The sequence below is a fragment of the Micromonospora sp. HK10 genome (assembly GCF_000982955.1).
In the GTDB taxonomy this organism is placed as follows: Bacteria; Actinomycetota; Actinomycetes; order Mycobacteriales; family Micromonosporaceae; genus Micromonospora.
The window spans coordinates 1-24906 of sequence record NZ_KQ058680.1 but is presented as its reverse complement, the minus strand read 5'-3'; the positions used below and the strand labels follow the sequence as shown (position 1 = coordinate 24906).

28 protein-coding genes and 1 pseudogene are annotated in these 24906 nt (G+C 73.8%); 15 read left to right on the top strand and 14 right to left on the bottom strand.

Annotated elements, in window-relative coordinates:
• Positions 1 to 262, top strand: a pseudogene (locus LQ51_RS03445) (hypothetical protein); the annotation flags it as partial.
• Positions 263 to 330: 68 nt separating this feature from the next.
• On the opposite strand, the gene LQ51_RS03440 reads toward LQ51_RS03445, so the two are convergent.
• On the bottom strand, positions 331 to 1032 hold the full coding sequence (locus LQ51_RS03440) for an HAD family hydrolase (RefSeq protein ID WP_046563162.1): 702 nt from the start codon (positions 1030 to 1032) through the stop codon (positions 331 to 333).
• A gap of 104 nt (positions 1033 to 1136) precedes the next feature.
• Here LQ51_RS03440 and LQ51_RS03435 point away from each other — a divergent pair, with 104 nt between their 5' ends.
• On the top strand, positions 1137 to 2093 hold the full coding sequence (locus LQ51_RS03435) for a DMT family transporter (protein ID WP_046563161.1): 957 nt from the start codon (positions 1137 to 1139) through the stop codon (positions 2091 to 2093).
• Positions 2094 to 2268: 175 nt separating this feature from the next.
• Complete coding sequence (locus tag LQ51_RS03430; RefSeq protein ID WP_156312964.1) at positions 2269 to 4422, top strand: APC family permease; 2154 nt, start codon at positions 2269 to 2271, stop codon at positions 4420 to 4422.
• A 3-nt stretch (positions 4423 to 4425) separates the two neighbouring features.
• On the opposite strand, the gene LQ51_RS33695 is transcribed toward LQ51_RS03430, so the two are convergent.
• From LQ51_RS33695 to LQ51_RS03410, 3 genes are all read right to left on the bottom strand, one after another.
• Entirely contained in the window at positions 4426 to 5070 is a 645-nt protein-coding gene (locus tag LQ51_RS33695; RefSeq protein WP_046563159.1) for a hypothetical protein, read from the bottom strand.
• Between the two features lie 84 nt (positions 5071 to 5154).
• A complete protein-coding gene (locus LQ51_RS31750; protein WP_082159247.1) occupies positions 5155 to 5871 on the bottom strand; it encodes a GNAT family N-acetyltransferase in 717 nt (238 codons plus the stop codon).
• A gap of 75 nt (positions 5872 to 5946) precedes the next feature.
• Entirely contained in the window at positions 5947 to 6771 is an 825-nt protein-coding gene (locus LQ51_RS03410; RefSeq protein ID WP_197087511.1) for an SDR family NAD(P)-dependent oxidoreductase, read from the bottom strand.
• Positions 6772 to 6897: 126 nt separating this feature from the next.
• Between LQ51_RS03410 and LQ51_RS03405 the strand changes: the two genes are divergently transcribed.
• Positions 6898 to 7854, top strand: coding sequence for an HpcH/HpaI aldolase/citrate lyase family protein (locus LQ51_RS03405; RefSeq protein ID WP_046563157.1), 957 nt, complete (start codon positions 6898 to 6900; stop codon positions 7852 to 7854).
• 42 nt (positions 7855 to 7896) lie between these two features.
• On the opposite strand, the gene LQ51_RS03400 is transcribed toward LQ51_RS03405, so the two are convergent.
• Positions 7897 to 8442 carry a DUF4190 domain-containing protein gene (locus tag LQ51_RS03400; protein ID WP_046563156.1) on the bottom strand — a complete coding sequence of 182 codons (546 nt, stop codon included), beginning with the start codon at positions 8440 to 8442 and terminating at the stop codon, positions 7897 to 7899.
• Positions 8443 to 8559: 117 nt separating this feature from the next.
• On the opposite strand from LQ51_RS03400, the gene LQ51_RS03395 reads away from it, so the two are divergent.
• Positions 8560 to 9450 carry an SDR family NAD(P)-dependent oxidoreductase gene (locus LQ51_RS03395; RefSeq protein ID WP_046563155.1) on the top strand — a complete coding sequence of 297 codons (891 nt, stop codon included), beginning with the start codon at positions 8560 to 8562 and terminating at the stop codon, positions 9448 to 9450.
• Between the two features lie 3 nt (positions 9451 to 9453).
• Here the strand turns inward: LQ51_RS03395 and LQ51_RS03390 are convergent, their stop codons facing one another.
• Positions 9454 to 9891, bottom strand: coding sequence for a DUF4190 domain-containing protein (locus LQ51_RS03390; RefSeq protein ID WP_046563154.1), 438 nt, complete (start codon positions 9889 to 9891; stop codon positions 9454 to 9456).
• A 180-nt stretch (positions 9892 to 10071) separates the two neighbouring features.
• On the opposite strand from LQ51_RS03390, the gene LQ51_RS03385 reads away from it, so the two are divergent.
• Positions 10072 to 11268 (top strand): acyl-CoA dehydrogenase family protein, encoded by a 1197-nt coding sequence (locus LQ51_RS03385; RefSeq protein ID WP_046563153.1) that lies wholly within the window; start codon positions 10072 to 10074, stop codon positions 11266 to 11268.
• A gap of 76 nt (positions 11269 to 11344) precedes the next feature.
• On the opposite strand, the gene LQ51_RS03380 is transcribed toward LQ51_RS03385, so the two are convergent.
• Positions 11345 to 12004: a hypothetical protein gene (locus LQ51_RS03380; RefSeq protein WP_046563152.1), complete on the bottom strand. Its 660-nt coding sequence runs from the start codon at positions 12002 to 12004 to the stop codon at positions 11345 to 11347.
• A 93-nt stretch (positions 12005 to 12097) separates the two neighbouring features.
• On the opposite strand from LQ51_RS03380, the gene LQ51_RS03375 reads away from it, so the two are divergent.
• Entirely contained in the window at positions 12098 to 12700 is a 603-nt protein-coding gene (locus tag LQ51_RS03375) for a TetR/AcrR family transcriptional regulator (protein ID WP_046563151.1), read from the top strand.
• A gap of 238 nt (positions 12701 to 12938) precedes the next feature.
• Here the strand turns inward: LQ51_RS03375 and LQ51_RS03370 are convergent, their stop codons facing one another.
• The 4 genes from LQ51_RS03370 to LQ51_RS03355 all read right to left on the bottom strand — a co-directional run bounded on the left by LQ51_RS03370 (position 12939) and on the right by LQ51_RS03355 (position 17010).
• Positions 12939 to 13658 (bottom strand): hypothetical protein, encoded by a 720-nt coding sequence (locus tag LQ51_RS03370; RefSeq protein ID WP_046563150.1) that lies wholly within the window; start codon positions 13656 to 13658, stop codon positions 12939 to 12941.
• 91 nt (positions 13659 to 13749) lie between these two features.
• Entirely contained in the window at positions 13750 to 14157 is a 408-nt protein-coding gene (locus tag LQ51_RS03365) for a CoA-binding protein (protein ID WP_046563149.1), read from the bottom strand.
• 40 nt (positions 14158 to 14197) lie between these two features.
• Positions 14198 to 14947: a hypothetical protein gene (locus LQ51_RS03360; RefSeq protein ID WP_046563148.1), complete on the bottom strand. Its 750-nt coding sequence runs from the start codon at positions 14945 to 14947 to the stop codon at positions 14198 to 14200.
• A 23-nt stretch (positions 14948 to 14970) separates the two neighbouring features.
• Positions 14971 to 17010, bottom strand: a complete 2040-nt coding sequence (locus tag LQ51_RS03355; RefSeq protein WP_046563147.1) for an intein-containing Rv2578c family radical SAM protein — start codon at positions 17008 to 17010, stop codon at positions 14971 to 14973.
• Between the two features lie 92 nt (positions 17011 to 17102).
• On the opposite strand from LQ51_RS03355, the gene LQ51_RS03350 reads away from it, so the two are divergent.
• The gene (locus LQ51_RS03350; protein WP_046563165.1) at positions 17103 to 17522 is read left to right on the top strand and encodes a thiol-disulfide oxidoreductase DCC family protein; all 420 of its coding nucleotides are present in this window, start codon (positions 17103 to 17105) and stop codon (positions 17520 to 17522) included.
• A gap of 172 nt (positions 17523 to 17694) precedes the next feature.
• Here the strand turns inward: LQ51_RS03350 and LQ51_RS03345 are convergent, their stop codons facing one another.
• From LQ51_RS03345 to trxA, 3 genes are all read right to left on the bottom strand, one after another.
• Positions 17695 to 18660, bottom strand: a complete 966-nt coding sequence (locus LQ51_RS03345; protein WP_156312963.1) for an HTTM domain-containing protein — start codon at positions 18658 to 18660, stop codon at positions 17695 to 17697.
• Complete coding sequence (locus tag LQ51_RS03340) at positions 18657 to 19097, bottom strand: hypothetical protein (RefSeq protein ID WP_046563146.1); 441 nt, start codon at positions 19095 to 19097, stop codon at positions 18657 to 18659. The genes LQ51_RS03345 and LQ51_RS03340 overlap by 4 nt, the downstream gene beginning before the upstream one ends.
• 146 nt (positions 19098 to 19243) lie before the next feature.
• Positions 19244 to 19612, bottom strand: coding sequence for a thioredoxin (gene trxA, locus LQ51_RS03335; protein ID WP_046563145.1), 369 nt, complete (start codon positions 19610 to 19612; stop codon positions 19244 to 19246).
• A 546-nt stretch (positions 19613 to 20158) separates the two neighbouring features.
• On the opposite strand from trxA, the gene LQ51_RS03330 reads away from it, so the two are divergent.
• The 7 genes from LQ51_RS03330 to LQ51_RS03305 all read left to right on the top strand — a co-directional run.
• Positions 20159 to 20674: a MaoC family dehydratase gene (locus LQ51_RS03330; RefSeq protein WP_046563144.1), complete on the top strand. Its 516-nt coding sequence runs from the start codon at positions 20159 to 20161 to the stop codon at positions 20672 to 20674.
• A 173-nt stretch (positions 20675 to 20847) separates the two neighbouring features.
• Complete coding sequence (locus LQ51_RS03325) at positions 20848 to 21336, top strand: hypothetical protein (protein ID WP_046563143.1); 489 nt, start codon at positions 20848 to 20850, stop codon at positions 21334 to 21336.
• 49 nt (positions 21337 to 21385) lie between these two features.
• Positions 21386 to 22009, top strand: coding sequence for a TrmH family RNA methyltransferase (locus LQ51_RS03320; protein ID WP_046563142.1), 624 nt, complete (start codon positions 21386 to 21388; stop codon positions 22007 to 22009).
• A gap of 258 nt (positions 22010 to 22267) precedes the next feature.
• Positions 22268 to 22966, top strand: coding sequence for a DUF6758 family protein (locus tag LQ51_RS03315; RefSeq protein WP_369799818.1), 699 nt, complete (start codon positions 22268 to 22270; stop codon positions 22964 to 22966).
• Positions 22967 to 23083: 117 nt separating this feature from the next.
• Complete coding sequence (locus tag LQ51_RS33220) at positions 23084 to 23242, top strand: hypothetical protein (protein ID WP_007455302.1); 159 nt, start codon at positions 23084 to 23086, stop codon at positions 23240 to 23242.
• 6 nt (positions 23243 to 23248) lie between these two features.
• Positions 23249 to 24124 carry a PH domain-containing protein gene (locus tag LQ51_RS03310; protein WP_046563140.1) on the top strand — a complete coding sequence of 292 codons (876 nt, stop codon included), beginning with the start codon at positions 23249 to 23251 and terminating at the stop codon, positions 24122 to 24124.
• Positions 24125 to 24229: 105 nt separating this feature from the next.
• On the top strand, positions 24230 to 24906 hold a 677-nt coding region (locus LQ51_RS03305), incomplete at its 3' end, for a SigE family RNA polymerase sigma factor (protein WP_231605273.1).

Here is a 24906-nt window from a genome sequence, read left to right as displayed (position 1 = left end):
CCGGTTGCGGCCGGGCACCGAGGAGTGGGAGGCGGCCGCGCCGCTGGTCGCGGCGAAGCGGCTCAACGCCTCCGGTCCGACCGCCGATCTGGTGACCCGCTGGGCCGAGCAGGGCTGCGCGCTCAACCGGCTGGCCCCGGCGGGCACGCCGCTGGCCGGGGCCGACCTGCCGGCCGACGCGCAGGCCGAGCCGCCCCGGCCGGCCCCGGTGGTGCGGGCCACCCGGAAGCCGTTCCGGCTGCACAAGGTCCGTCGCCGCTGAGGCGTCCGCGCCGCCCGCGGCCAGCGGCGGCGTCCCGGCGGGCCGGGTGACCGCGCCGGGCCCCGTCCTCAGCCCCGGCCGGCGGGCAGGGGATCGAGCAGGTCGAGCACCTGGGCCAGCGAGGTCAGCACCGGGCCGTCCCAGCCCCGGTCCACGTTGAACGCCATGTGCTCGGCCAGGTCCGGGGCGGCGAGCCGGACCGCCGTCATGCCGGCCCGGTCCGCACCGGTCAACTCCTGGCTGCCGCCGTCGCCCACGTACAGGCAGTCGGACGGGACGAGGCCGAGCCGCTGGCAGGCGGCCAGGTAGAGCGCCGGGTCCGGCTTGCAGCGCCCCACCTGCACCGAGAAGACCCGTACGTCGAGCAGCGGCGCGACCGCGAGCTGGGGCAGGAACGCCGGCAGTTCGTGCGTGCAGTCGCTGATCAGCCCGGTACGGACGCCCCGCTGACGCAGCGCGGCCAGCACCGGCACCGCCTCGTCCCGCAGCCGGGTGTCGGCGCGTACCGCCCGGTGGCGGGAGGCGACGGCGGCCCGGACCGCCCGGTCGGAGGGGCGCACCCCGGCCTGGTCGCAGACCCAGCGCAGGGTCGCCTCGGCGTTGCCGAGCCCGCCGCTGGCGCGCTGGTAGTAGGTGCGGTCGAGCACCTCGGCCAGCGTGTCGGCCGGGCAGCCGAGCAGGTCGGCGGTGTCCTGGTGGGCGGCGCCGCGCCGCACGCAGCGGGTCAGGGTGCCGAAGAAGTCGAACAGCACCGCCTGGTACCTGGGCATGGGAAGGTGCCTCCGGGCGCCGAGGGGGAGACCGCCGGGACGCGCATGATCGTAACGGAACGCTGACGGTCCGTGGTCTCCGGTGTCGTGTGAGGATTCCCCCCGTGTCCTCCACACCGCCCCGTCCGCCCCTCGACCCGCTGACCCTGGGTGCGCTCGGGCTGGCCGTCGCCGCCGTCTCCTCGTCCGCGCCGCTGGTCGCCTTCGCCGCCGCACCGGCCCTCGCCATCGCCTTCTGGCGCAACCTGCTCTCGCTGGCCGTGCTCGGCCCGTTCTCGCTGGCCCGCCGGCGGGTGGAGTTCCGCGCGCTGACCGTCGGGACCGGCCGGCGGGAGGGGCTGTACTGCGTGCTGTCCGGCGTGGCGCTGGCCGCGCACTTCGCCACCTGGATGCCGAGCGCGCAGCTCACCTCGGTGGCCGCGGCCACCGCGCTGGGCGCCACCCAGCCGGTGTGGCAGGGGCTGATCGCCCGCTGGCAGGGCCGGCGGCTGCCGGTGGCGGTGTGGGCCGGCATCGGGATCGCTGTGGCGGGCGCGGCGTTGGCCACCGGCGCGGACGTCGACGTCTCCGGCCGGGCCTTCGCCGGTGACCTGCTCGCGGTCGCCGGCGGCATGTTCGCCGCCGTCTACACCGCGCTCGGCGAGCGGGCCCGGGCCACCATCAGCACCACCACCTACACCACCATCTGCTACGGGGTGTGCGCGGTGATCCTGCTGGTGGTCTGCCTGCTCGGTGGGGTGCGCCTACACGGTTACCCGTCGACCACCTGGCTGGTGATCCTCGGGCTGGTCGCCGGTGCCCAACTGCTCGGGCATTCGATGTTCAGCTACGCCCTGCACCGGGTGTCGGCCACCACGGTCAGCGTGCTGATCCTGCTGGAGGCGCCCGGCGCGGCCCTGCTCGCCTGGGTCTGGCTCGGCCAGCTGCCCCGCGTGCTCGCCCTGCCCGGGCTGGCCCTGCTGCTGGCCGGGGTCGCGGTCGTCGTCGTCGGCGGGTCCCGCTCCGGTCGCCGGGCCGAGCCGGTCCCGGTGCCCGCCGACGCGGCCCCGATCGCCGACTGAGCCGCCGCCCCGCCGACTGAGCCGCCGCCCCGCCGACTGAGCCGCCGCCCGCCGCCCCGTCCCAGCTCGCCGCCGCGCTGCCGCTCGCCGGCGGGGCCTGGACCGGGTCCCCCGTTCCGCCCGAGTGTGCCGATTCGGGCTTCCCGGCCGGCGGCTGTGGCTGAGAGTGCAGGGGGTGGGAGCGCGACGCGAACGGCGCGACGACGAGGTCGAGCAGGGGACCGTCGTCACGCCCTCGGCCGAGTTCCCGCCGCTCGACCCGGCGGAACGGGCGGCGCTCGGCCGGATCGGGGAGCGGTGGCGCCCCCAGGACGGTGACGGTGCGCTGCCCGTCGACCCGACCCTCGGCCGCAGCGGGCGGCGGCCCGCGCCGAGCCGGTTCGGCCGGCTGGCGCCGTTCGACCTGTTCACCGTGGCGCAGCCGGACGAACTGGTCGCCACCGAGCCGGCCACGGTGCCGGCGTCCCGGTGGGGCCGGGCGCGGACCCGGCTGCGCCGGGCCGTGCTCGGACCCCCGCTGTCCAGCGCCGCGGTGCTCTACGAGCGGATGCGCAAACTGGTCGCCCTGCCCGTGCTCTCCTCCGACCTGCTCAGCTCGGTGGCGTACGGGCCGGAGGCGATGCTGGCCGTGCTGGTGCTGGCCGGCGGCGCCGCCCTCGGGCTCGCCCTGCCGCTGGCCGCCGGGCTGGTGGTGCTCATGGTGGCGGTCGGCGCGTCGTACCGGCAGACGATCCAGGCGTACCCGCACGGTGCCGGCTCGTACGTGGTGGCGGGGGACAACCTGGGTCCGCTCGCCGGCCTCGCGGCGGCGGCCGGGCTGATGGTCGACTACGTGCTGACCGTCGCGGTGTCGGTGGCGGCGGGCGTGCACGCGGTCACCTCGGCGCTGCCCGGGCTGGCCCCGGCCACGGTGCCGCTCGGCCTGCTGGTGATCGCCGTGCTGCTCGCCGGGAACCTGCGCGGGGTGCGCAGCGCCGGCAACCTCTTCGTGCTGCCCACGTACGCCTTCCTGGTCGCGGTCCTCGCGGTGCTGCTGGTCGGGTACGCGCGGGCCGCCGGCCGGGGTTTCGCGCCGGTGCCGCCGCCGGCGGTGCCGGCCACCGAAGGGCTGGGTCTGCTGCTCGTGCTGCGCGCGTTCTCCTCCGGCGCGGTGTCGATGACCGGCATCGAGGCGGTGTCGAACGCGGTGCCGGCGTTCCGGCCGACGGAGTGGCGCAACGCCCGGATCACGCTCGGCTGGATGGTGGCCCTGCTGGTGCTGCTCTTCGCCGGGCTGACCCTGCTGATCCGGCTCGACGGCCTGGTCCCGGTGCCCGGCGAGACGCTGCTCTCCCAGCTCGGCCGGGTCACCTTCCCGACCGGCCCGTGGTACGCGCTGCTCCAGGTGGCAACGACGCTGATCCTGCTGCTGGCGGCGAACACCGCGTTCAACGGGTTTCCCCGGTTGCTCTTCTTCATGGCCCGGGCCGGCCACGCGCCGCGCCGGTTCCTGCACATGGGGGACCGGCTCGCGTTCGGCAACGGGATGGTGGCGCTGGCGGCCACCGCGGCGCTGGTCTTCACCGTGTTCGGCGGGCACACCGCGGCGCTGATCCCGCTCTACGCGGTCGGGGTCTTCCTCGCCTTCACCCTGTCGCAGACCGGGATGGTGGTGCACTGGCGGCGCCGCCGCGGGCCGGGCTGGCGGCGCAAGCTGCTGTTCAACGCGGTCGGCGCGACCCTGTCCGGGCTGGTGCTGCTGACCGCCGCCGGGTCGAAGTTCGCCGAGGGCGCCTGGGTGGTGGTGCTCGCGGTGCCGCTGCTGGTGCTGCTCTTCCGGCGGATCCACCGGCACTACACCACGCTGCACCGGGCGCTGGCGCTGCATCCGCCCACGCCGCCCGGACCCGCCGGGTCCGCCGAGGGCGAGGAGCTGCCCCAGGAGGTACGCCACCTGGTGGTCGTCCCGGTGGCCCGGCTGAACCGGGCCTCGCTGCGCGCCCTGGCGTACGCCGCGTCGCTGGGCCAGCCGACGCTGGCCGTGCACCTCGCGCCGGAGGACGCCGAGGCGGACCGGTTCCGTGAGCAGTGGCGGGCCTGGGGCGACCACCTGCGGCTGGAGACGATCGTGTCGCCGTACCGGGCGGTGATCGGGCCGCTCGCGCACTACCTGGAGGCGCTGCACGGCAGCCGGCCGGAGCTGACCCTGACGGTGATCGTGCCGGAGGTGGTGCTGCGCCGCCCCTGGCACCGCCCGCTGCACAGCCGCGCCGAGCAGCGGCTGCGGGCCGCCCTGCGGGCGCTGCCCGGCGTGGTGGTCACCAGCGTCCCGGTGCACATCGGGGAGTGACCCTCACAGGTACGCCGCGAAGTGCTCGATCACCAGCCCGGCGACCGCCTCGGCGTCCCGGCTGCCGTCCACCTCGATCACCCGTACGCCCAGCTCCCGGGCCCGGGCCACGGCGTCGGCCGCGACCAGCTCGTCGCGGGCGACGCGGTTGCGCAGGGCCCGCTCGGGGTCGCTCACCCCGGGGTGCCGGGCGCTGGCCCGGGGCAGCCGGGCCAGCTGGTACGCCCGGAACTCGGCGCTCGGCACCAGCACCACCATCTGCCGGGTCGACTCGACGACCGGGGCGACCAGTTCCGGCCGCAGGCCCCAGCCCTCGGCGACCACCCGGCGGGCGGTGACCAGCGCGCTCAGGTCGTCCAGCACCCAGTCGAAGCGGCGGGGGAAGCCGGCCAGCGTCTCGGCCGCCATCCGCGGCGGGTCGGTGTCGACCCAGGCGGTCTCCGGGTCGGGGCCGCCGGGTGGTGCGCCGCGCCGGATCCGGTCGGCGATCCGCCGGTCGTCGTGGCCCCGGGCGTCGTGCCGGTCGTACAGGTACGCGGTGAGCCCGTGCCGCAGCGCCAGGGTGACGGCGAGGGTGGTCTTGCCGGCCCACTGGGCCCCGCCGATCCAGAGTGCCCGCCGGGCGGTGGCCAGGGGATCGAAGTCCATGCCTCGACCCTGGCCGCCGGGCAAGCCAAGATCAAGTCTTGTTCTTTCCCGGGCCGGGTGATGAAGTGAAGGAGGAGGGGCCGGTCAGACGTCACGGACCTCCAGCACCTGGGTACGCGGGGCGGCGTCGCCCAGCTCGGCCCGCAGCGCGACGCGCTCGGGGTCGACCAGGAACCCGTCGTAGCCGGCCCGCGCGGCGAACCGGATCACGTGCACCTCGGTCCCCCCGTCGCCGGTACGCAGCCGCCGCTCCAGCCGCCCGCCGTGCCGCCCGAGCAGGGCCAGTACGGCGTCCTCGTAGCGCCGGCCGGCCTCGGCGTCGGCGCCCAGGTCGACCAGCGCGACCAGCCGCAGCACCCCGGCCGGCTCGGCGACCAGCGGCTTCCAGAACTGGTGGTCGACGTGGCCGCCGGGAATGCCGTCCCGGATCCCGGTGTCCGAGTAGCCGTGCCGCCGGTAGAAGTCGGGGGCCTGGAACGAGAACGACGCCACCGAGATCTCGGTGCAGCCGCGCCGCCGGGCCTCCTCCTCGGCGGCCCGCAGCAGCCGCCCGCCCCAGCCGGCGCGCCGCCGGTCGTCGCGTACCCAGACGGTGTTGATCCCGGCGCGCCCGCCCCAGGTCCAGCCGGTCAGCCCGGCCACCAGCGCGCCGTCGGGGTCCACGGCCCGTACCGACAGGCCGGCCTCGTCGTCGGCGCCGGTGGCGGCGTTGTTGAACGCGGTCAGCTCCCGCTCGATCCGGGCGGAAAGTTCCGGATCGTCGCCGCCGACGTGCAGGGTCGTTCCCTCGTGCTCGGTCATCGGCGGAGTATCCCAGTGCACCGTGGCGCGGCGACAGCCGAAATCGGTGCCCGCGCCGCCGGCTGCGGGCACGGCTCAGGCGGGCACGCCCACGGCCGCCGCGCTGGCCGTCCAGAGCCGGGCGGCCAGTGCCGGGTCGCTCGCCTTGGTGCGCGGCCGGTGCGGCTTCCGGTCGGTGTAGTAGCCCCCGCTGACCAGCCGGGACGGGTCCTGGTTGGCCAGCCAGACCAGGGTTTCCGCGCCCTTCTCCGGGCTGCGGAACGGCAGCAGCCGCATGCCCAGGGCGACCACCCGGCTCTCGTTGCCGAACCGGGTCCGCACCACCCCGGGGTGGAACGCGTACGCCGGCAGCTCCGGCCAGCGCCGGGCCGCCTCGGCGGTGAACAGGATGTTCGCCTGCTTGCTGGTGCCGTACGCCTGGAACGGCCGGTACCGGCGCAGCGCCGCGTTCAGGTCGTCGGGGTCGAGCACGCCGCTGCGGTGCGCGTCGGAGGCGGTCACCACCAGCCGCCCGATCCGGTCCCGCAGCAGCGTGCTGAGCAGGAACGGGGCGAGGTGGTTGGCCTGCATGCTCAGCTCGAAGCCGTCGACCGTGGTGACCGGCTGGAGCACGATCGCACCGGCGTTGTTGGCCAGCACGTCGATCCGGTCGTAGCCGGCGCGCAACTGCTCGGCGAGCCGGCGTACGTCGTCGAGCACGGCGAAGTCGGCGCGGAACAGCTCGGGGCGTTCGCCGCTGGCCTCGCGTACCCGGTCGCCGGCACTCTGGAGCCGGGCCGGGTCGCGCCCGACCAGCACCAGGTGGTCGCCGCGGCGGGCCAGGTCGACGGCGGCGGCCAGCCCGATGCCCGAACTGGCGCCGGTCACCACCACGATCCGACGCTCAGTGAGATCTTCCACAGGTCCATTCACCCCGGTCACGGGACGAGGTTACCGTGGCGTCACAACGGCCCTTGGGATCGTTAAGTTCTCGTCTTTCACCCGGAGGCGTCGGCGGGTCCGCCGGACGCTGGAAGGAGCGCATCCATGGCCGCTGTCGGTCGCCCCCGCCGGTCCTGCCTCGCGGTACCCGGTTCCAGCGTCAAGATGCTCGGCAAGGCCCAGGGACTCCCGGCGGACCAGGTCTTCCTGGACCTGGAGGACGCGGTCGCCCCGCTGGCGAAGCCGGACGCCCGCAAGAACATCGTCGCCGCGCTGAACGAGGGCGACTGGTCCGGCAAGACCCGCGTGGTACGGGTCAACGACCTGACCACGCCCTGGACCTACCGGGACGTGATCGAGGTGGTGGAGGGCGCCGGCGCCAACCTGGACTGCATCATGCTGCCCAAGGTGCAGAACGCCGAGCAGGTGCACTGGCTGGACCTGCTGCTCACCCAGGTCGAGAAGACCCTCGGCCTCGAGGTGGGCCGGATCGGCATCGAGGCGCAGATCGAGAACGCCGCCGGCCTGGTCAACGTGGACGCCATCGCGGCCGCCTCGCCCCGGATCGAGACCATCATCTTCGGGCCCGCCGACTTCATGGCGTCGATCAACATGAAGTCGCTGGTGGTGGGCGGGCTGATCGCGGACTACCCGGGCGACCCCTACCACTACATCCTGATGCGCATCCTGATGGCCGCGCGGATGCACGACAAGCAGGCCATCGACGGCCCGTTCCTGCAGATCCGCGACATCGACGGGTTCCGCGAGGTGGCCAAGCGTTCGGCGGCGCTGGGCTTCGACGGCAAGTGGGTGCTGCACCCCGGCCAGATCGACGCGGCCAACGAGGTCTACTCGCCGGCGCAGGCCGACTACGACCACGCCGAGCTGATCCTCGACGCGTACGACTACTACACCTCGGAGGCGGGTGGGAAGCTCGGCGCCGTGATGCTCGGCGACGAGATGATCGACGAGGCGTCCCGCAAGATGGCGCTGGTGATCGCGGCCAAGGGCCGGGCGGCCGGGATGAGCCGTACCTCGTCGTTCACCCCGCCCGGAGAGTGAACGCGGCCGGGCCGCCCCGGTTGGCCGGGGCGGCCCATCCGGTCAGTAGCTGCTGGAGTTGTCGTTGTTGATGGCGATCACGATCGCCACGATGTAGACGGCGATCAGCACCACCATCAGGCCGGTGAGGATCCAGCCGATGATGACGCCGGCCTTCGCCATCCCCTCGCCCTGTTCGCCCCGCTCCCGGATCTGCTTCAACGCCACGTGCCCGAGGATCGCGCCGATCGGGGCGGTGATGCACGAGGTGAAGCCGAGCAGTGCCAGCGCCAGGGCCGCGATGGCCAGGCCGTTGGTCTTGGTCGCCGGCGGCGGGTACGCCGGGTAGCCGGCCGGCGGGTAGCCGCCCGCCGCGTACGGGTCGCCGGCCGCCGGGTAGCCGGAGGCCGGGTAGCCGGGGGCCGGCTGGCCGGGCGGGGCGTAGCCGGGCGCGGCGTACGGGTCGGCCGGCGCGTAGGGGTCCGCCGGGTTGGGCTGGGTGGGGATCGGGCTGCCGGCCAACGGCATCGTCGGGTCGGCGGGTGGGGCCGACTGCGGGCCCGGCGTCGAGGGGTCCTGCCAGCCACCGGACGGTGGGGGATAGCTCATCGGTCATCTCCGTAAGGTCTTCGGGTGCCGTCAGGGTAGCCAGCGGGGGGCAAGACCGAGGACCGGCTTTCCGGGTGCCGCGTTGCCCGGAACGTCCCCAGCGGGCAGGATCGCGGCATGGCACTTGACGCGCGCGGCGGTCGGTCGCGACGGGACGTGAGCCGACCCGGCCTGGTACGACGCTCCCGCGGTGGGCCGGCCGCCGGTTCAGCCGACCAGGACCAGCCGGCGCCGCTGGCCGAGCCGGTCACCATGCGGCTGGACGGCCGGGTCGCGCTGGTCACCGGTGCCGGCAGCGCCGACGGCATCGGGTACGCCACCGCGCGCCGCCTCGCCGACCTCGGCGCCCGGGTGGCGATCGTCTCCACCACCCGGCGGATCCACGAGCGCGCCGGCGAGCTGGGGGTGACCGGTTTCGTCGCCGACCTCACCGACGAGTCCGAAGTGGGCGCGCTCGCCGACGCGGTGGCCGAGCAGCTCGGCGACGTCGAGGTGCTGGTCAACAACGCGGGCCTGGCCAGCCGGGCCAGCCCGGAGGTGCTGCGCCCGGTCGCCCAGCTCAGCTACGACGAGTGGCGCGGCGAGATCGACCGGAACCTCACCACGGCGTTCCTGTGCAGCCGGGCCTTCATCGGTGGGATGGCCGAGCGGGGCTGGGGGCGGATCGTGAATCTCTCCGCCACCGCCGGCCCGGTCAACGCGCTGCCCACCGAGGCCGCGTACGCGGCGGCGAAGGCGGGCGTGGTGGGGCTGACCCGGGCACTGGCGATGGAGATGATCGCCGACGGGGTCACGGTGAACGCGGTCGCGCCCGGCACCATCTACACCGCGGCGTCGACGGCCGCCGAGATCAAGCAGGGGCTGGGCACCCCGGTCGGCCGGCCGGGCACGCCGGACGAGGTGGCGGCCGCGATCGCCTTCCTCTGCTCACCGGCCGCCTCGTACATCACCGGGCAGATGCTGGTGGTGGACGGCGGCAACAGCGTGCGCGAGGCGCAGTTCCGCTGAGCGTCAGCGGTAGCCGCCGTTGTCGGAGTTCGCCCAGATCGAGAGGCCGATCCAGCCGCAGCAGAAGAGCAGGCCGAGGGCGGTGAAGACGTAGCTGAGCACCAGCCCCCAGGTGGCGAGCTGGTTGCCCTCCTCGCCGGTCTGCCGGATCTGCCGCTTGGCCAGGTGGCCGAGCACGATTCCGGCGGGGGCGAAGACGAAGGCGAAGACCAGCGACAGGATGGCGAGCAGGTTCGGCCCGCCGCCGGGTCGGGGTCCCGGGCCGGGCGGCCCGTACTGCCCGTACGGGGGCTGCGGGGCGTACGGGGGTTGCTGCCCCCAGTGCGGCTGCTGCGGGTGCCCGTAGGGCTGCCCGTAGGCCGGCGGCTCGGGTGGCTGTCCGTAGGCCGGCGGCTCGTACGGCGACGGCGGCTGCTCCGGCTCACCGGGTGGTTGACTCACGCCTCCTCGCCCCTTCCGTCGCAGGCCAACGGCCCTCTCTCTTGCGGACGCTACCCGCAGCGGTGAACCTTTTCACAGCGGTTGTGTGGACTGGTCACCTTGGCCTCGCCCGGCCGGAGGCCGATACTGACCGAGCGTTCAGTTACCCACGAGTAATGCGCCGATCCCCCGGAGGCTGAGATGGCTCGACTCGCCCAGACGCCCGGCCTGACCGACGTGCAGCGGTCGATCCTGGAAACCGTCCGGGAGTTCGCCGACAAGGAGATCATTCCGCACGCCCAGCGGCTGGAGCACGCCGACGAGTACCCCACCGACATCCTCGACGGGATGCGGGAGATGGGGCTGTTCGGCCTCACCATCGACGAGGAGTACGGCGGCCTGGGCGAGTCCCTACTGACCTACGCCCTGGTGGTCGAGGAGCTGTCCCGGGGCTGGATGTCGATCTCCGGCATCGTCAACACCCACTTCATCGTGGCGTACCTGATCTCCCAGCACGGCTCGGCGGACCAGAAGGCCCGGCTGCTGCCCCGGATGGCCACCGGCGAGGTGCGCGGCGCCTTCTCCATGTCCGAGCCCGAGTGCGGCTCGGACGTGTCGGCGATCAAGTCGAAGGCCGTCCGCAACGGCGACAACTACGTGCTCAACGGCCAGAAGATGTGGCTGACCAACGGCGCCTACTCGTCGGTGGTGGCCACCCTGGTCAAGACCGACACCGGCGCCGACTCGGTGTACGGCAACATGAGCACCTTCCTGCTGGAGAAGGAGCCCGGCTTCGGCGAGACCGCGCCCGGCCTGACCATTCCCGGCAAGATCGACAAGATGGGCTACAAGGGCGTCGAGACCACCGAGATGGTGCTCGACGGCGTCACCGTGCCCGCCTCGGCCGTGCTCGGCGGCGCGGAGCAGGTCGGCCGTGGCTTCTACCAGATGATGGACGGCATCGAGGTCGGCCGGGTCAACGTGGCGGCCCGCGCCTGCGGCATCTCCATCCGCGCCTTCGAGTTGGCCGTCGCGTACGCCCAGCAGCGCCGCACCTTCGGCCAGCCGCTGGCCGGGCACCAGGCCGTCGCCTTCAAGCTCGCCGAGATGGGTACGAAGATCGAGGCGGCCCACGCGCTCATGGTGAACGCCGCCCGGCTCAAGGACGCCGGCCAGCGCAACGACGTCGAGGCCGGCATGGCCAAGCTGCTCGCCTCGGAATACTGCGCCGAGGTGGTCCAGGAGGCGTTCCGCATCCACGGCGGCTACGGCTACTCCAAGGAGTACGAGATCGAGCGGCTGATGCGCGAGGCCCCGTTCCTGCTCATCGGCGAGGGCACCTCGGAGATCCAGAAGACCATCATCTCCCGCGGCCTGCTCAAGCAGTACAAGCTCTGAGGCCGGCAACCCGAGGCCCGCGTTGATCAAGGAGTTTGCGTCGGATCCGGCCGTCCGGCCTACCCAAACTCCTTGATCAACGGGGTGGGGTGGGGTCCGGGGCGGGGATGTGCGTACGGGCCCGGTCGACCAGCGCCCTCGGGTTGTCGGCGTACAGGCGGATCTCCTGCACCGGCCGGCTCGGCCCCTTGGGTAGGCGCACCGACAGTGGCTCGCGCAGCACCACGTCCACGGCGGTCTGGCTGCCGGCGCCGAGGTTCAGCACCGTCGGGTCATCCGGGTCGTACTGGCAGGCCCGGCTGGACGGCAGGGACCGGTAGCGGGCCTCCACCCGGTCGACGGCGGTCCATGGGATCAGGACGTCGAGCGAGACGCCGTTGCGGATCCGCAGGCCGGTGTCGTCGATGACGTGCGGGTGGATCCGGAGGCTGGCGAGCAGCCCGATCATCCACAGCACACCCCAGACGCCGAGCCCGATGGCGACGTGCCGGACCGCCGGCCAGCCGACCGTGTGCCGCAGGATCAGGTCGAGGACCGGGATCTCGATCGTCGACAGGGCGATGAAGACGCCGAGGATCGGCTGGACCACGCCCGCGTACCCGAAGGTCTCCGCCCCGGGCGCGACACGGTACGGGCGCCGCAGGAGCCACCGGGCGAGGCTGCGCCACATGCCCCACTCGTACGCGACGGCGCGGCGAGCCAGTCTCGCCGCGCCGGCCCAGCCGTCCGTCCGCATGTCCCTCACCCGGCTCCCGTTTCCAATACAGTCGCAATGTAAACGGTTGTGGCGGGCGGTGTCAATGCAGTCGCATTGTGAAAGCATGAGGGCATGCCGAAGCGGGTCGACCACCGGGAGCGCCGGGCGCTGATCGCGGACGCACTGATGCGGGTCGCCGCCGACCAGGGGCTGGAGGCGGTCAGCCTCCGCCACGTGGCCGCTGCGGCCGGGGCCAGTCCGGGCATGGTGCAGCACTACTTCCGGACCCGCGACGAGATGATGACCTTCGCGCTGTCCGTGATCCGCGAGCGCAACGAGGCACGGGTGAGCCGGGCCGTCGCGGCGCTCGGCGGCTCGCCGCGCCCTCGGGAGCTGCTGCGCGCCATGCTGTCCGAGTTGCTTCCCCTCGACGAGGAGCGGCGGGCCGACGGCCGGGTCGCGCTGGCGTTCCTCGCCTACACCGCCGTGCGTCCAGCTGTCGCCGCCGCGCTGCACGACGAGACAGCCGCCCTGCTGGGCTTCCTCGCCGCCCAGATCCGCGCCGGCGGCGCCGCCCCGCGGGTCGACCCGGACCGCGCCGCTGTCGGGTTGCTGGCGGTGCTGGAAGGGCTCGGCATCTATCTGCTCGGCGGGCACTACCCGCCGGAGACCGCCCTGGCCGCCCTCGACGCCCAACTCGACCTGATCTTCGGCCCGGAGACGCCGAAATCCTGAGCCGGCGGAGGCCGGTTGGCGGCTGCTGCCCGTCGCGGAGACCGACCCGCCCGCGACACCGGCAAAGCACGTCGAGCAGATCGAGCGGGTGCGGGACGGCGACCCGCTCCGGTGGCGTCGGACGCCGGCCGAGGCCGGCCGCCAGCTCAGCCGGCAGGTTCGGCCGCGCTGATCGGCAGCCCGACCGCCAGCTCAGCCGGCGGGCTCGGCCGCGCTGATCGGCAGCCCGACCGCCAGCTCAGCCGGCGGGCTCGGCCGCGCTGATCGGCAGCCCGACCGCCAGCACCTGCGGCCCGGACCGGACCTGGTCGATCGCGGCGAGCAGCCGCTCGTCCGAGACCGCCAGGCCCCGGCCGCCGACCACCGGTGGCGGTATCTGCCGCACCGCCAGGCGCAGCCGCACCCCGCCGCCGTCCTGCAGGCTGGTCGCGGCGATGTCCGACCAGGCGTACCGGTGCCGGCCGTCGCGCAACCCACTCGCGGTCAGCGCCACGCGGTCCGGGAACCGCACCTCCCGGTAGACGCAGACCCCCAGCCTCACGGCCACCACGCCGAGCAGGACCGGCCGGGCGGCCGCCCAGGACCCGCCGTCCGGCAGGAGCGAGATCACGCCGACCGTCAGGGTCGTCGTCACGGCCACCGTCGCGATCAGCTCCACCCAGCCGGCGGCCGACCGGCGGGCGACGAAGCCCGGTTCCACGCCGTGCCGGCCGAACACCCGGGCGCGCCAGACGAGCCGGCCGGTCCGCCGGGGCCGCCACCGCTGCTGCCCGAGGTGCGCCACCGCCGCCACCCACGCCAGGTCCCGGAAAGCATCCAGTTGGGACGCGGTCAGCGGGAGCAGGACCCGAGCGGCCAGCACGGCCACCGCGCCGCCGACCACGAGGGACAGCAACCGCCGGGGCCAGAGACCGTCGCGACCGGGCCGCGCCGCCGCCACCGGCTCAGACGAGAACACGCCCGCAGGGTACGCGGAGCCGTCCAGAACCGTTCCGGACGGCGCTGCGATGGCGGCGCGGCCGAGCGGCCGTACCGCCGACGGCGGTAGCTCAGGCCAGCCGGGTCAGGCCGCCGGCGGCCCGTTCGATGATCAGGCAGCGGTCCTCGACGTAGTCGATGCCCGCCTCCTCGGCGATCCGCCGCGCCTCGGCGGAGAAGATCCCGAGCTGCAGCCACACCGCCGGCGCGCCGATCGCGACCGCCTGCCGGACCACCTCGACCGCGTCGGCGGCCGGGCGGAACACGTCGACCAAATCGACCGGGTGCGGGATGTCGGCCAGCGTCGGGTACGCCCGCTCGCCGAAGAGCTCGTCCACGGTGGGGTTGACCGGGATGATCCGCCAGCCGTGGCGCTGCATCTCCAGCGGCACCCGGTGCGCGGCCTTGCCCGGGTCGCGGGAGGCGCCCACGACGGCGATCACGGCGGAGTCGGCGAGGATCTGCTGAGCGGAACGCATCCGTCGAGCGTAGCCCGGTCCGGTGGGCACCCGTCCCGGGTCAGACCTGATCGGTCAGCGATGCCCCGGCGAGCTCCCGCTGGAGCCGGTCGTACTCCTGCGCGGTGCCGATCGCGGCCCGGTGCTCGGGGTGGGCGACGTAGTACCGGATGGCGGCGGCCAGGAAGTCCGGCGCGACGGTCAGCTCCCGCACCACCACGAAGGCGCCGCGGCGGGGCCAGCCGAGGCTGCGGCGGACCAGCTCCGGGCGGGCGATCGGCAGCCGCAGGAACCGTCCGGCCGCGCCCGGCCCGGTGGGCGCCCCCGCGCCGATCGCCTCCCACGGCACCACGGTCATCGGTCGGGGCGCGCCGGAGGCCACGCCCTCGGGGGTCAGCGTCACGAACGGCACCAGCCGCCAGGACCCGATGACGATCCCGGCGGCGACCAGCAGGTACGCCGCCATGAAGAACACGTCCCAGCCGTCCACGGCGGAACCGGTGAGGGTGTAGATCGCGTAGTAGACGAAATATCCGGCGACGGCCGGGCCGTAGAGGATGCCGCGCTGCGGGGGCGCGAAGAAGGCACCGGCCGGCTCGTCGACCCGCAGCCCTTCCCGGCCGGGCTGGCGCCCGATCTCGCGGACGGCCATCCCGATGAAGAACAGGATCGGCAGCAGGGTCAGGGCCGCCACCGGCCCGCCGACGGACCGTAGCCCGATCGCCGCGAGCGCGAGACCCACGCCCAGCGCCAACCCGAGGAGGACGAGCTGACGGCGGCGGCGCAGCGCCGCGGTGATGATCTCTCGCACAGCTGGATCGTAGGCGGCGGCCGCTACAACAGGGAGAGCTGTTCGGCCACCGGTGGCGGGGGCGGCTCGGGGAGCCGACGGTTGTCGCCGGCCTCGCCCCGGTGCAGGCCGTGCCGGCGGGCCGCGATCCGCACCCGCGCGGTCAGCTCCCGCTGGTAGGCCTGGGGAGCGTACGAGCCGGCGCGGTAGAGCTGGCGGTAGCGGGGGACCAGATGGGGGAACTCCCGGGCCAGCCAGTGCGCGTACCACTCCCGGGCGCCGGGGCGCAGGTGCAGGGCCAGCGGGGTGACGCTGGTGGCCCCCGCGGCGGCGATCGCGGCCACCGTCGCGTCGATCGACTCGTCGTCGTCGCTGAGGCCGGGCAGGATCGGCGCCATCAGCACACCGACCTGGAAGCCGGCGTCGGTGAGCTGGCGTACCGCCTCCAGCCGGCGGCGCGGGCTCGGCGTGCCCGGCTCGACCGCCCGCCACAGCGCCTCGTCGACGAAGCCCACCGAGTACGACAGCCCGACCCGGGTGACCTCGGCGGCCTGGCGCAGCAGCGGCAGATCCCGCAGGAGCAGCGTGCCCTTGGTCAGGATGGAGAACGGGTTGGCGAAATCCCGCAGCGCCTCGAGGATCGGCGGCATGAGCCGGTAGCGCCCCTCGGCCCGCTGGTAGCAGTCCACGTTGGTGCCCATGGCGACGTGCGCGCCGCGCCAGCGCGGGGCGGCCAGCTCCCGGCGGACCAGCTCGCCCGCGTTGACCTTGACGATCACCCGGCGGTCGAAGTCCGCTCCGGCGTCGAGGTCGAGGTAGGTGTGGCTGTTGCGGGCGAAGCAGTTGTGGCTGACCACCCCGTTGGCGATGAAGTCGCCGGTGCCGGTGGTGATGTCCCACAGCGGCAGCTCCAGGCCGAGATCCTCGATCGTGGCCACGCGCAGCTCCGCCTGGCACTTCAGGGCGGCGCCCTCGATGGACCGCTTGCCGGTGATCGCCGGGTCGGTGAGGTGGAAGAACCGCAACCGGGTGGGGAGACCGCCGGTCAGCCGGACCTGGCGGACCCGCTTGGGGTGGCCGGCATCCTCCAGGACCCAGCGGAAGCCGAACCGGTCGAGGGCGTCGGTGACCCGGTCGAGGGTCGCGTCGTCCCGCAGGCCGATCCGGAAGACGCCACGGTGGCAGCTGCCCTCCGCGTCGAAGACCCCGGCCAGGAACCCCAGCCGCCAGTCGTCCGTCGGCGCCTCCGGCCAGCCCACCAGTTCGGCGATCGTCTCGACGTCCCGCTGCCGGGCGGTACGGATGGCGGTGCCGGCCCGGCGGGCCGTGGTCACCGGGACGAACCGGGCCGGGTGCGGGTCGATCCCGGCGTCGGCGAGGAACCGCGCCGCCCGGCCGAGCGCCTCGTGGTCGGTCACGGCCAGCCGGAACGGTCGGTCGGGACCACCGTCGCCGCGGACCGTGCCGCGGAGCCAGCCGCGCCGGTAGTCGGCAGAGTCCTTGGGCGCGGACGCGAAGCGGCCGGTGCCGATCAGGCGGTTGCTGGTGGTCAGGTACGGCCGCTTGCCGGGGCCGCCCATCGCCCCGGTCACGTGCTTCCAGCCGCGCTCGGTGAGAAACCGGTGGTCGCCGCTCGCCACCAGCGTGGTCCCGTCGACCAGGGTGACCCGGTAGGCCCGCTTCACCGTCGACCAGGCGTCGAGGACGGTGGTGACCACGTAGCGCCGGTAGGCGCCGCGCCGTTCGGTGCCGTAGATCCGGTCGCCGGGCGTCAGGTCGCTGATCGGCTTGGTGCGCCCGTCCGCCATCAGGATCGGGGTGTCACCAGAGAGGCAGTAGACGCACGCGTGACTGCAGCCCCGGTAGGGGTTGATCGTCCACTCGAACGGGACGCGCGACTGGCCGGGCACCCGGTTGATGATCGACTTTGCCTGCACCTCGTAGAACGTCATGCCGGCGAAGCCGGGGGTGTCGAAGGTGCGGGCGACGGCGCCGGGGAGCGCCAGCGGCAGGGGTGGAGTCGCTGGCGCTGCCCCGTCGGGAGTCCCCTCGTCCGGGGGAGCGGAGAGGTTGTCCCAGCGCATGGCCCTCATTCGAACATGCGTACGAAGATTGCGCAAGTGACGCGCCGGACACCGGCGGACCGGGGCGGGGCGGGCGGGTGCAGGATGGGGACATGGAGACGTCGACCTTCGTCTACGACGGCGACTGCGCGTTCTGCACCCGCTGCGCGGAGTTCATCGAGCGCCGGATCCCCACCGGCGCCCGGGTGCTGCCCTGGCAGTTCGCCGACCTGGCCGCGCTCGGCCTGACGGAGGCCGAGTGCGAGGAGGCGGTGCAGTGGGTGGGCGCCGAGGGCTCCCGCGCCGCCGGTCCCGACGCCATCGCGAAACTGCTCGGTGGGAGCGCGCCGCTCTGGCGGGCTGCCGGCGCCGGCCTGCGCCTCCCGCCGGTCCGGGCGGTCGCCTGGCCGGCGTACCGGTGGGTGGCCCGCAACCGGCACCGGATGCCCGGCGGCACGGCCGCCTGCGCGCTGCCGCAGGAGGCCCGGGAGCGCCTGTACGGCCCGACCGGCCGCCCGTCCGCCGGCGCCTGACCCGGTTCGGCCGGCGGTCGCCGGCCCGGCCGCCGGATCCGTGCGGGTCGCGCGGGTCGCCGGCTCGGCCGCCGGATCCGTGCGGGTCGCCGGCTCGGTCGCCGGATCCGCGCGGGTCGCCGCTCGGTCGCCGGATCCGTGCGGGTCGCCGGTTCAGCCGCCGGCGGCCGGCTCAGGCGTGGGATTCACGCGGGACGGCGGCTGCGCCGCCGGTGGCCGGCTCGGGCGCCGGATCCGCGCCGGCCAGCGGTGTGGTCTCGCCGTCCGGGGTCCGCGCCGCGGTCTCGCCGTCGGGGTCCCGGGCGGGGCTGCGGCGGCGGGTGTGCAGGCGCCGCGCCCAGACCACCGGCCGGACCCGCTCCAGCGGCAGGAAGCTGGTCATCGCCACCAGGTGCGGCGCGAACGAGATGGTGATGGTCGCGATGGTGACCAGGTGGAACGAGTAGAAGAAGCCCACCGCGGCCAGCCGCCAGCGGGCCGGCAGCACGAAGACCAGCGGGCTGAGCAGCTCGAAGGCCAGGATGCCGAACTGGGCGACGATCAGCAGGTGGGGCACCTGCGCGATCAGGTCGGCCAGGTCGGTGCCGCGCCGGATGATCGCGCGGGCCAGCACCGAGCCGGTGGCCCAGTCGAGGCCGCCGAAGCGGAACTTCGCCCAGGCGGCCAGGAAGTACGTGCAGATGACCGCGATCTGGGTGACCCGCAGTGCCCAGCCGCCGGCCTCGGTCCGGGTGGGGTCGCCGTGCCGGGCCCGCCCGGCCGTGGGAAGGACGGCGAGCGCCACCAGGAGCCCGAACCGGTCGTGGTCGACCTTGCCGTAGCTCATCGCGACGATCATCCACTCGAAGTAGAGCGCGAAGACCGCCCAGCCGAGCAGCCGCGGCGCCCGCCCGGTCGCGGCGAGCAGCGCGAGCAGCAGCAACACCCAGAAGATCACGGCGACCAGGGTCGGGGTGGGGGTGGGCAGCGGCAGCAGCCGACCGATCAGCAGCGGCCGGTAGAGGTCGCCCGGCACGTCGACCCGGCTGCGCACCCAGGGCGTGAAGATCACCAGGTCGGCCGCGACGAAGAGATAGACGAGGGTCCGGAATGCAGCCACCCGGCCGCGGGGGACCGCCTCGGTCAGCCAACCGGTCACGGGACGGCCTGCCAGCGTACGGCGGTGCGGTCCGTCCAGCGGCCGGTCGGGCGGCCGCCCTGGATGTCGTACCAGCGGATCACGATGCGGACCTCCACCAGCGCGGGGGCGGCGGGGTGCCGTTCGGCGTACGCGTCGGCGACCCGGCGCAGCAGGGCGGGGTCGGCGGCGTACCGGGACTGCTGGCCCTCGATCTCGGCCCGGCGGATGCCGGTGGCGTCCTGGCCGAGCGCGACCACCGCCCCGGTGCCGTCGACGCCCTCGACCCGGGTGTCCGGTGCCGGTGCGTCCGGCGGGTCCGAGGTCGAGTACATCCGGAAGGGGCCGAACGGGAAGTCGTCGTCGGCGCCGCGCAGGGTGCCGGCGAGGAGTAGCGCCAGCCCGAGCGCGGTGGCGCCGAGCCGGACCGCGCGCCCGCGGGTGGTCAAGGTCTCCATCGGCTCCGGACGATACGGGATCGACTGGGCGCAAGGGTCGGTCCCTCGTCCATTCCTCGCTGGCCGTGTCGCTGGTCCGGGCCCCCGCGCCCGGGCACGACGACGGCCGGGCCCCCGTCGCGGGGGCCCGGCCGGTGGTCGGTCGGTCAGTGCTGGTGGCCGTGCTCGGCCAGCTGCTTACGGACCTGCTCCATGTCCAGCTGCTCGACCTGCTCGATCAGGTTCTCCAGAGCGGACTCGGGCAGCGAACCGGGCTGGGCGAAGACGATGACGCCGTCCTTGATCGCCATCACGGTCGGGATGGAGCTGATGTTGAACTTGACGGCCAGCTCCTGCTGCGCCTCGGTGTCGACCTTGCCGAACACGATGTCCGGGTGCTTCTCCGAGGAGCGCTCGTAAACCGGGGCGAACCGCTTGCAGGGACCGCACCAGTCGGCCCAGAAGTCGAGCAGGACGATGCCGTCCTGTGCGGTCACCTCGTCAAAGTTGGCGGTGGTCAGCTCAACGGTTGCCATGGCAACTCTCCGATCGGCGCGATTGACTACGTCCGGTGGAACCAGGGTGGATGCCCTGGAATTCCCGTGAGCCAGGTGACGAAACGCTGCGGAGCGTCGCGGTGGCGCTCCGCAAGCATCGAGGGGGCTCAGTTTTTCCGGTCCTGCTGATCGCATGTGCATGTCGCACTTGCGTGACCCGACGTGATGGGAGCGTTTCCAGGGAGATCACGTTCCGTGCCTGCTACGTATCGGTAACTTGGCGCTTGACGAGCGACGATTCGGTCATGGAGATCGCTTAGGGATTGATCCACAGTTACGCTACGTATTGTTACGAAAAGATAAATGTGATGCCGGTCTCTGTTGGTGCAGTACCCGCGTACGGCAGAATCTTCTTCATCAGAGCGTGGGCGGCGGGTGCCGGGGAGGGCCCCGCCGCTCATTGCGTCTCCCCCCGGGTCGGTCCGGGTGTGACTTTTCCGCATCACGCGCGCCCCCGCCGCCGCCTTAACAAGCGGTAAGGCATGCTGTGCCGAACTCCATCGCCGCCCGTCGAAGGGGACCAGGATGCAGTTCGGCCGCTACTACGAGGAGTTCGAGGTCGGCGCGGTCTACCGGCACTGGCCGGGCAAGACCGTCACCGAGTACGACGATCACCTCTTCTGCCTGCTCACCATGAACCACCACCCGCTGCACATGGACGCCCACTACGCCGAGTCGGCGAGCCAGTTCAAGCGCAACGTGGTGGTCGGCAACTACATCTACTCGCTGCTGCTCGGCATGTCCGTGCCCGACGTCAGCGGCAAGGCCATCGCCAACCTGGAGATCGAGTCGCTCCGGCACGTGGCCCCGACCTTCCACGGCGACACCATCTACGGCGAGACCACCGTGCTGGACAAGCGGGAGTCCGCCTCGAAGCCGGACCGCGGCATGGTCGCCGTGGAGACCCGCGGCTACAACCAGGACGGCACCCTGGTCTGCGTCTTCCGCCGCAAGGTGATGGTCCCCAAGCGGGAGTACGCCGCCGCTGCGGTGCCCGCCGGCGTGGACCCGGAGCGGCCCAGCTTCCCCGAGCCGCGCTGACCCGACGGTCCGGCCGGGCCCGCCGCGGCGTTCCGCGCCGGGAGCGGGCCCGGCCGCCGTCGCGGGGCATATGCTGACGCCGGAGGTCCCGCGATGAGCGAGTGCAGCGCGCGAATCACCAGGTCCGGCGGGTTGGTGCCGCACGGCGCCCCGGAGCGAGCGAGCGTGGCGGCATGAGGTTCTCCGCCGCCGAGCCGCCCTCCGCCGGCCGTCGCGCCGCACCGTTGACCACCTCCGTCTACTCCGCGGCGGAGTGGGACCTGCTGACCGACCTGCCGGGCCGGGTCCTCGTGGCCGCCGCCTCGCCCGCCCCCGGACGGCCGCCGCGCGGGGTCGCCGCCGGCCTCGCCGGCCTCGACGCGGTCGCCGCCGGCCGGGCCTTCGACAGCGACCTGGTCCGGGCCGTGGTCGCCGCCATCTACGCCCGGCACGACGGCAGCGCCGCCCGGGACGAGCGCCTCACCGACCTGGTCGACCTGCTCGCCGCCTGCCGCGCGACGGTACGGGTGCTGCGGCGCCGCGCCGACCCGGCCGACTCGGCGGCGTACCGGCAGTGGGTGCAGTCCGTGGCCGCCCGGGTCTGCCGGACCGGGGACGACGGGTCGAGCCCGGCCGACCGCCGTTTCCTCGACCGGCTCGGCGGCGCGCTGGACCTGCCCTGAGCGGGGTAGCGGCGGGCGGCGCCGGCCGCGGCCGTACCCTCTGGAGACCGTGACCGACGACCAGTTCGACGTGGGGGTGGGGCCGTGGCCCGGCGACCCGCCGGACGACCCCCGGTACGACCCGGAACTGCTCGCCGAGGGCGACCGGCGCAACGTGGTGGACCGCTACCGCTACTGGCGGCGGGAGGCCGTGGTGGCCGACCTGGACCGGCGCCGGCACGACTTCCACGTGGCGATCGAGAACTGGCAGCACGACTTCAACATCGGCACGGTGGTCCGCAACGCCAACGCCTTCCTTGCCGCCGAGGTGCACATCGTCGGGCGGCGGCGGTGGAACCGCCGGGGCGCCATGGTGACCGACCGCTACCAGCACGTCCGGCACCACCCGACGATCGAGGAGTTCGTCGACTGGGCCGCGGGGCAGCGGCTCCCGGTGGTGGGCATCGACAACCTGCCCGGCTCGAAGCCGCTGGAGACGAGCACCCTGCCCCGCCGTTGCGTGCTCCTCTTCGGGCAGGAGGGGCCCGGGCTGTCCGACACCGCCCGGACGGCCTGTGACGAGCTGTTCTCGATCGCCCAGTACGGCTCGACCCGGTCCATCAACGCGGGCGTGGCCAGCGGGATCGCCATGCACGCCTGGATCCGCGCGTACGCCGGCCCGCCGCCCGCCTGAACCGGATGGGCCGTCACCGGCGCGACGGCGGGCGGCCCGTCACCGGCGCCACGGTGGGCGGCCCGTCACCGGAGCGCCGTCGGGCGGCTCGTCACCGGCGCGCCGGCGGGCGGCCCGTCACCGGCCCTGACGCCGGGCCGTCCCGTGCTGCCGCGCTGTGCGGGATTCCCGGTGTCGGTTCCGCCGACGGATGGAAATACCGGAGCCGGTCCGCGCGGTCCGCTTGACGGGCCGACGGTCCGGTACGACGGTGGGAACGTGAGCGTCGCGGTGAGTTGTCCGAGGTGCGCGGGCCCGGTCCGGGAACCGGACCTGATGCACGGGGAATCGCGCTGCCTGCGCTGCGGCCCGGTGCCGCCCCTGCACGTGCCCGAGCACATCAACGCCGAGATCATGGCCAGCGTGGTGGAGCGGGTTGCGGCGGGTGCCGGCCCCGCCGGGCCGGCGGGCGTACCGCTCTGGTGCCCGTGGCCGCTGCCCACCGGCTGGACCCTGACCGGGGTGGCCTGGGCCGGCGACGACCGGAGCGGGATCCGCGCCACCGCGGTGGCCTGCGCCGGGCCGGCCCCGCTCGACGGTGGACCGGCCGACCTGCTCTTCGTCGCCGAGGACCCGGGGGTGGGGCTGGGCTCCCGCTTCGCCGCGCTGCCCGGTCCCGACCCGGGACCCCAGGTCGCGGAGGCGCTGACCGATCCCGGCCCTGGTCATCCCGAGCGGGTGCCGCACGCCAAGATCAGAGTGGGCGGTCACCCGACTCCACTGTGGCTGGTGAATTCACCGACGGATCGAAGCGCGTACGCCGGCGAGGCTCGGGGAATGTGGCTGCATGCGATAGCCTGGCCGGCGAGTGCGGGTCACCTCCTCGCGGAAGAAGTCGTGCTGCACGACCTCACCGAGTGGACACCGCCCGAACTCGTGTACGGCGCACCATCTCCGTACCTGCACGGGCGGGCCTGACCGGCCGGCACCGGCGGACCGGAGACGAACGCAGATATTCACTGTACGACACCATGCTGATACTCTGGGTGCCGCTGCGGTAAACGGACCCGGCGCCGCGCGAGAGGATGGCCCGCTATGGTCAAGAAGGTCCTCACCTGGGCCGGCATCGCATTCTTGATCTTCTTTGTTGCGTACCGGCCGAACTCCGCCGCCGACGTGTTCAAGTCTCTCGGCGGCGGCATCATGGACATCGCCCAGGGCTTCGGCGACTTCTTCACGAGCCTGGTCGCCTAACCACCGATGGGCAGCCCCTCCGGTCCACCCTTCGACCCGGACGACCCCGACCGGGAGCGCCGGGAGCGCGACACCGAGCCGATCCCCCGGATCGACCCCGATGACGGTCCCGGCTTCGGTTCGGGCTCGGCCTACGGCACCGGCCCGTCCCTATCGGACGACGCCGCCTTCGGTGACGGGCCCGGCTACGCCGGCGAGGGTCGCTCCGGGCGCGCCTGGATCCGGGATCCGGAGGCCGGTTACCAGCCGCCGCAGATCTCCGAGGACGAGCTGGCCGGGCTGCGCGCCGACGCGGCCGGTGCCGGCCCGCGCCGGGTGCTGCCGCTCGAGGACGAGCCCAGCTCGCTGGTGGCCCGCTACCTCTTCCCCACCGAACGTTACCGGGGCGAGTGGAAGCGGCACTGGATCCACCTCACCACGCCGATCATCGTCGGCGTCGCGGCCACCTTCGTCCTCGGCTACCTCTCCGGCTTCCTGGCCGGCCGGGACGTCGGGGCGCTGACCACCGTCGCGGTGCTGCTCTGGTTCGCCGTGATGGGCTGGGTCGCCTGGCGGGTCGCCGACTGGTGGTACGACCGCTTCATCCTCACCAACAAGCGGGTGATGGTGGTCAACGGGATCATCACCCGCCGGGTCGCGATGATGCCGCTCGTCCGGGTCACCGACATGAAGTACGAGCAGACCCCGACCGGCCGGGCGCTCAACTACGGCACCTTCGTGCTGGAGTCCGCCGGCCAGGAGCAGGCGCTCCGGGAGATCAAGAATCTGCCCAACCCGAACGAGCTCTACCTGCGCGTCGTCGAGGAGATGTACGAGCCGCAGGCCGTCGAGGCCCGGCTGGGCAAGGAGGCCGACGAGGCCAAGGCCGACGACGGGGCGTGAAACTTTCCGACCGAACATCGGATGTGTCTCGCACCTCTTGCCGTCGACTCGGCCCGCTCCGGCATGGGAGCCTGCCAGGCATAACGGGTGGCATGGAGGTGGTCGGTGGCCGGCAGGGACCCGCTGGAGGAGGAGTTCCGTGAGTTCGTCGCGGCCCGCTCCAGTGCTCTGCTGCGCACCGCGTACCTGCTCGCCGGGGACTGGGCCACCGCCGAGGACCTGCTCCAGACCGCGCTGACCAAGACCTACCTGGCCTGGAAACGGCTGGGTGGGATCGACGCCATCGAGCCGTACGCCCGCCGGGTCATGGTGAACACGTCCACGAGTTGGTGGCGGCGGCGCTGGCACGGCGAGCGCCCGACCGAGGTGCTGCCCGAGCGGGCCGGCGTGGACGAGATCGAGCAGCAGCTCGACCGGGACGTCCTCTGGCGGCACCTCCAGGCGCTCCCGGCCCGGCAGCGGGCCGTGCTGGTGCTCCGCTACTACGAGGACATGTCCGAGGCGCAGACCGCGGCCCTGCTGGAGATCTCGCCCGGCACCGTGAAGAGTCAGACCTCCCGGGCGCTGAACACCCTGCGCCGCCGGCTCGGCTCGGCGAGCGCTCTCGGGCTCCCGGCCGACGCGGAGCAGGCGGCACCGGCCCGGACCGCGCCACGCACCCCGGCCCCGCGGCCCACCTCGACCGCGCCGGCCGCCGCAACCGCGCCGGCCGGGCCCGGCATCGCCGGCACGCCCGCCGCAGCGCGTACCGCACGCACCCCCGCCGCGCCGCGCCCGGCCGC

Coding starts and splice junctions, on each gene's coding strand:
- LQ51_RS03440 (WP_046563162.1), bottom strand. CDS start 1,032: ATGCCCAGGTACCAGGCGGTGCTGTTCGACTTCTTCGGCACCCTGACC.
- LQ51_RS33695 (WP_046563159.1), bottom strand. CDS start 5,070: ATGGACTTCGATCCCCTGGCCACCGCCCGGCGGGCACTCTGGATCGGC.
- LQ51_RS31750 (WP_082159247.1), bottom strand. CDS start 5,871: ATGACCGAGCACGAGGGAACGACCCTGCACGTCGGCGGCGACGATCCG.
- LQ51_RS03405 (WP_046563157.1), top strand. CDS start 6,898: ATGGCCGCTGTCGGTCGCCCCCGCCGGTCCTGCCTCGCGGTACCCGGT.
- LQ51_RS03400 (WP_046563156.1), bottom strand. CDS start 8,442: ATGAGCTATCCCCCACCGTCCGGTGGCTGGCAGGACCCCTCGACGCCG.
- LQ51_RS03395 (WP_046563155.1), top strand. CDS start 8,560: ATGGCACTTGACGCGCGCGGCGGTCGGTCGCGACGGGACGTGAGCCGA.
- LQ51_RS03385 (WP_046563153.1), top strand. CDS start 10,072: ATGGCTCGACTCGCCCAGACGCCCGGCCTGACCGACGTGCAGCGGTCG.
- LQ51_RS03380 (WP_046563152.1), bottom strand. CDS start 12,004: ATGCGGACGGACGGCTGGGCCGGCGCGGCGAGACTGGCTCGCCGCGCC.
- LQ51_RS03375 (WP_046563151.1), top strand. CDS start 12,098: ATGCCGAAGCGGGTCGACCACCGGGAGCGCCGGGCGCTGATCGCGGAC.
- LQ51_RS03365 (WP_046563149.1), bottom strand. CDS start 14,157: ATGCGTTCCGCTCAGCAGATCCTCGCCGACTCCGCCGTGATCGCCGTC.
- LQ51_RS03355 (WP_046563147.1), bottom strand. CDS start 17,010: ATGCGCTGGGACAACCTCTCCGCTCCCCCGGACGAGGGGACTCCCGAC.
- LQ51_RS03350 (WP_046563165.1), top strand. CDS start 17,103: ATGGAGACGTCGACCTTCGTCTACGACGGCGACTGCGCGTTCTGCACC.
- LQ51_RS03340 (WP_046563146.1), bottom strand. CDS start 19,097: ATGGAGACCTTGACCACCCGCGGGCGCGCGGTCCGGCTCGGCGCCACC.
- trxA (WP_046563145.1), bottom strand. CDS start 19,612: ATGGCAACCGTTGAGCTGACCACCGCCAACTTTGACGAGGTGACCGCA.
- LQ51_RS03330 (WP_046563144.1), top strand. CDS start 20,159: ATGCAGTTCGGCCGCTACTACGAGGAGTTCGAGGTCGGCGCGGTCTAC.
- LQ51_RS03325 (WP_046563143.1), top strand. CDS start 20,848: ATGAGGTTCTCCGCCGCCGAGCCGCCCTCCGCCGGCCGTCGCGCCGCA.
- LQ51_RS33220 (WP_007455302.1), top strand. CDS start 23,084: ATGGTCAAGAAGGTCCTCACCTGGGCCGGCATCGCATTCTTGATCTTC.
- LQ51_RS03310 (WP_046563140.1), top strand. CDS start 23,249: ATGGGCAGCCCCTCCGGTCCACCCTTCGACCCGGACGACCCCGACCGG.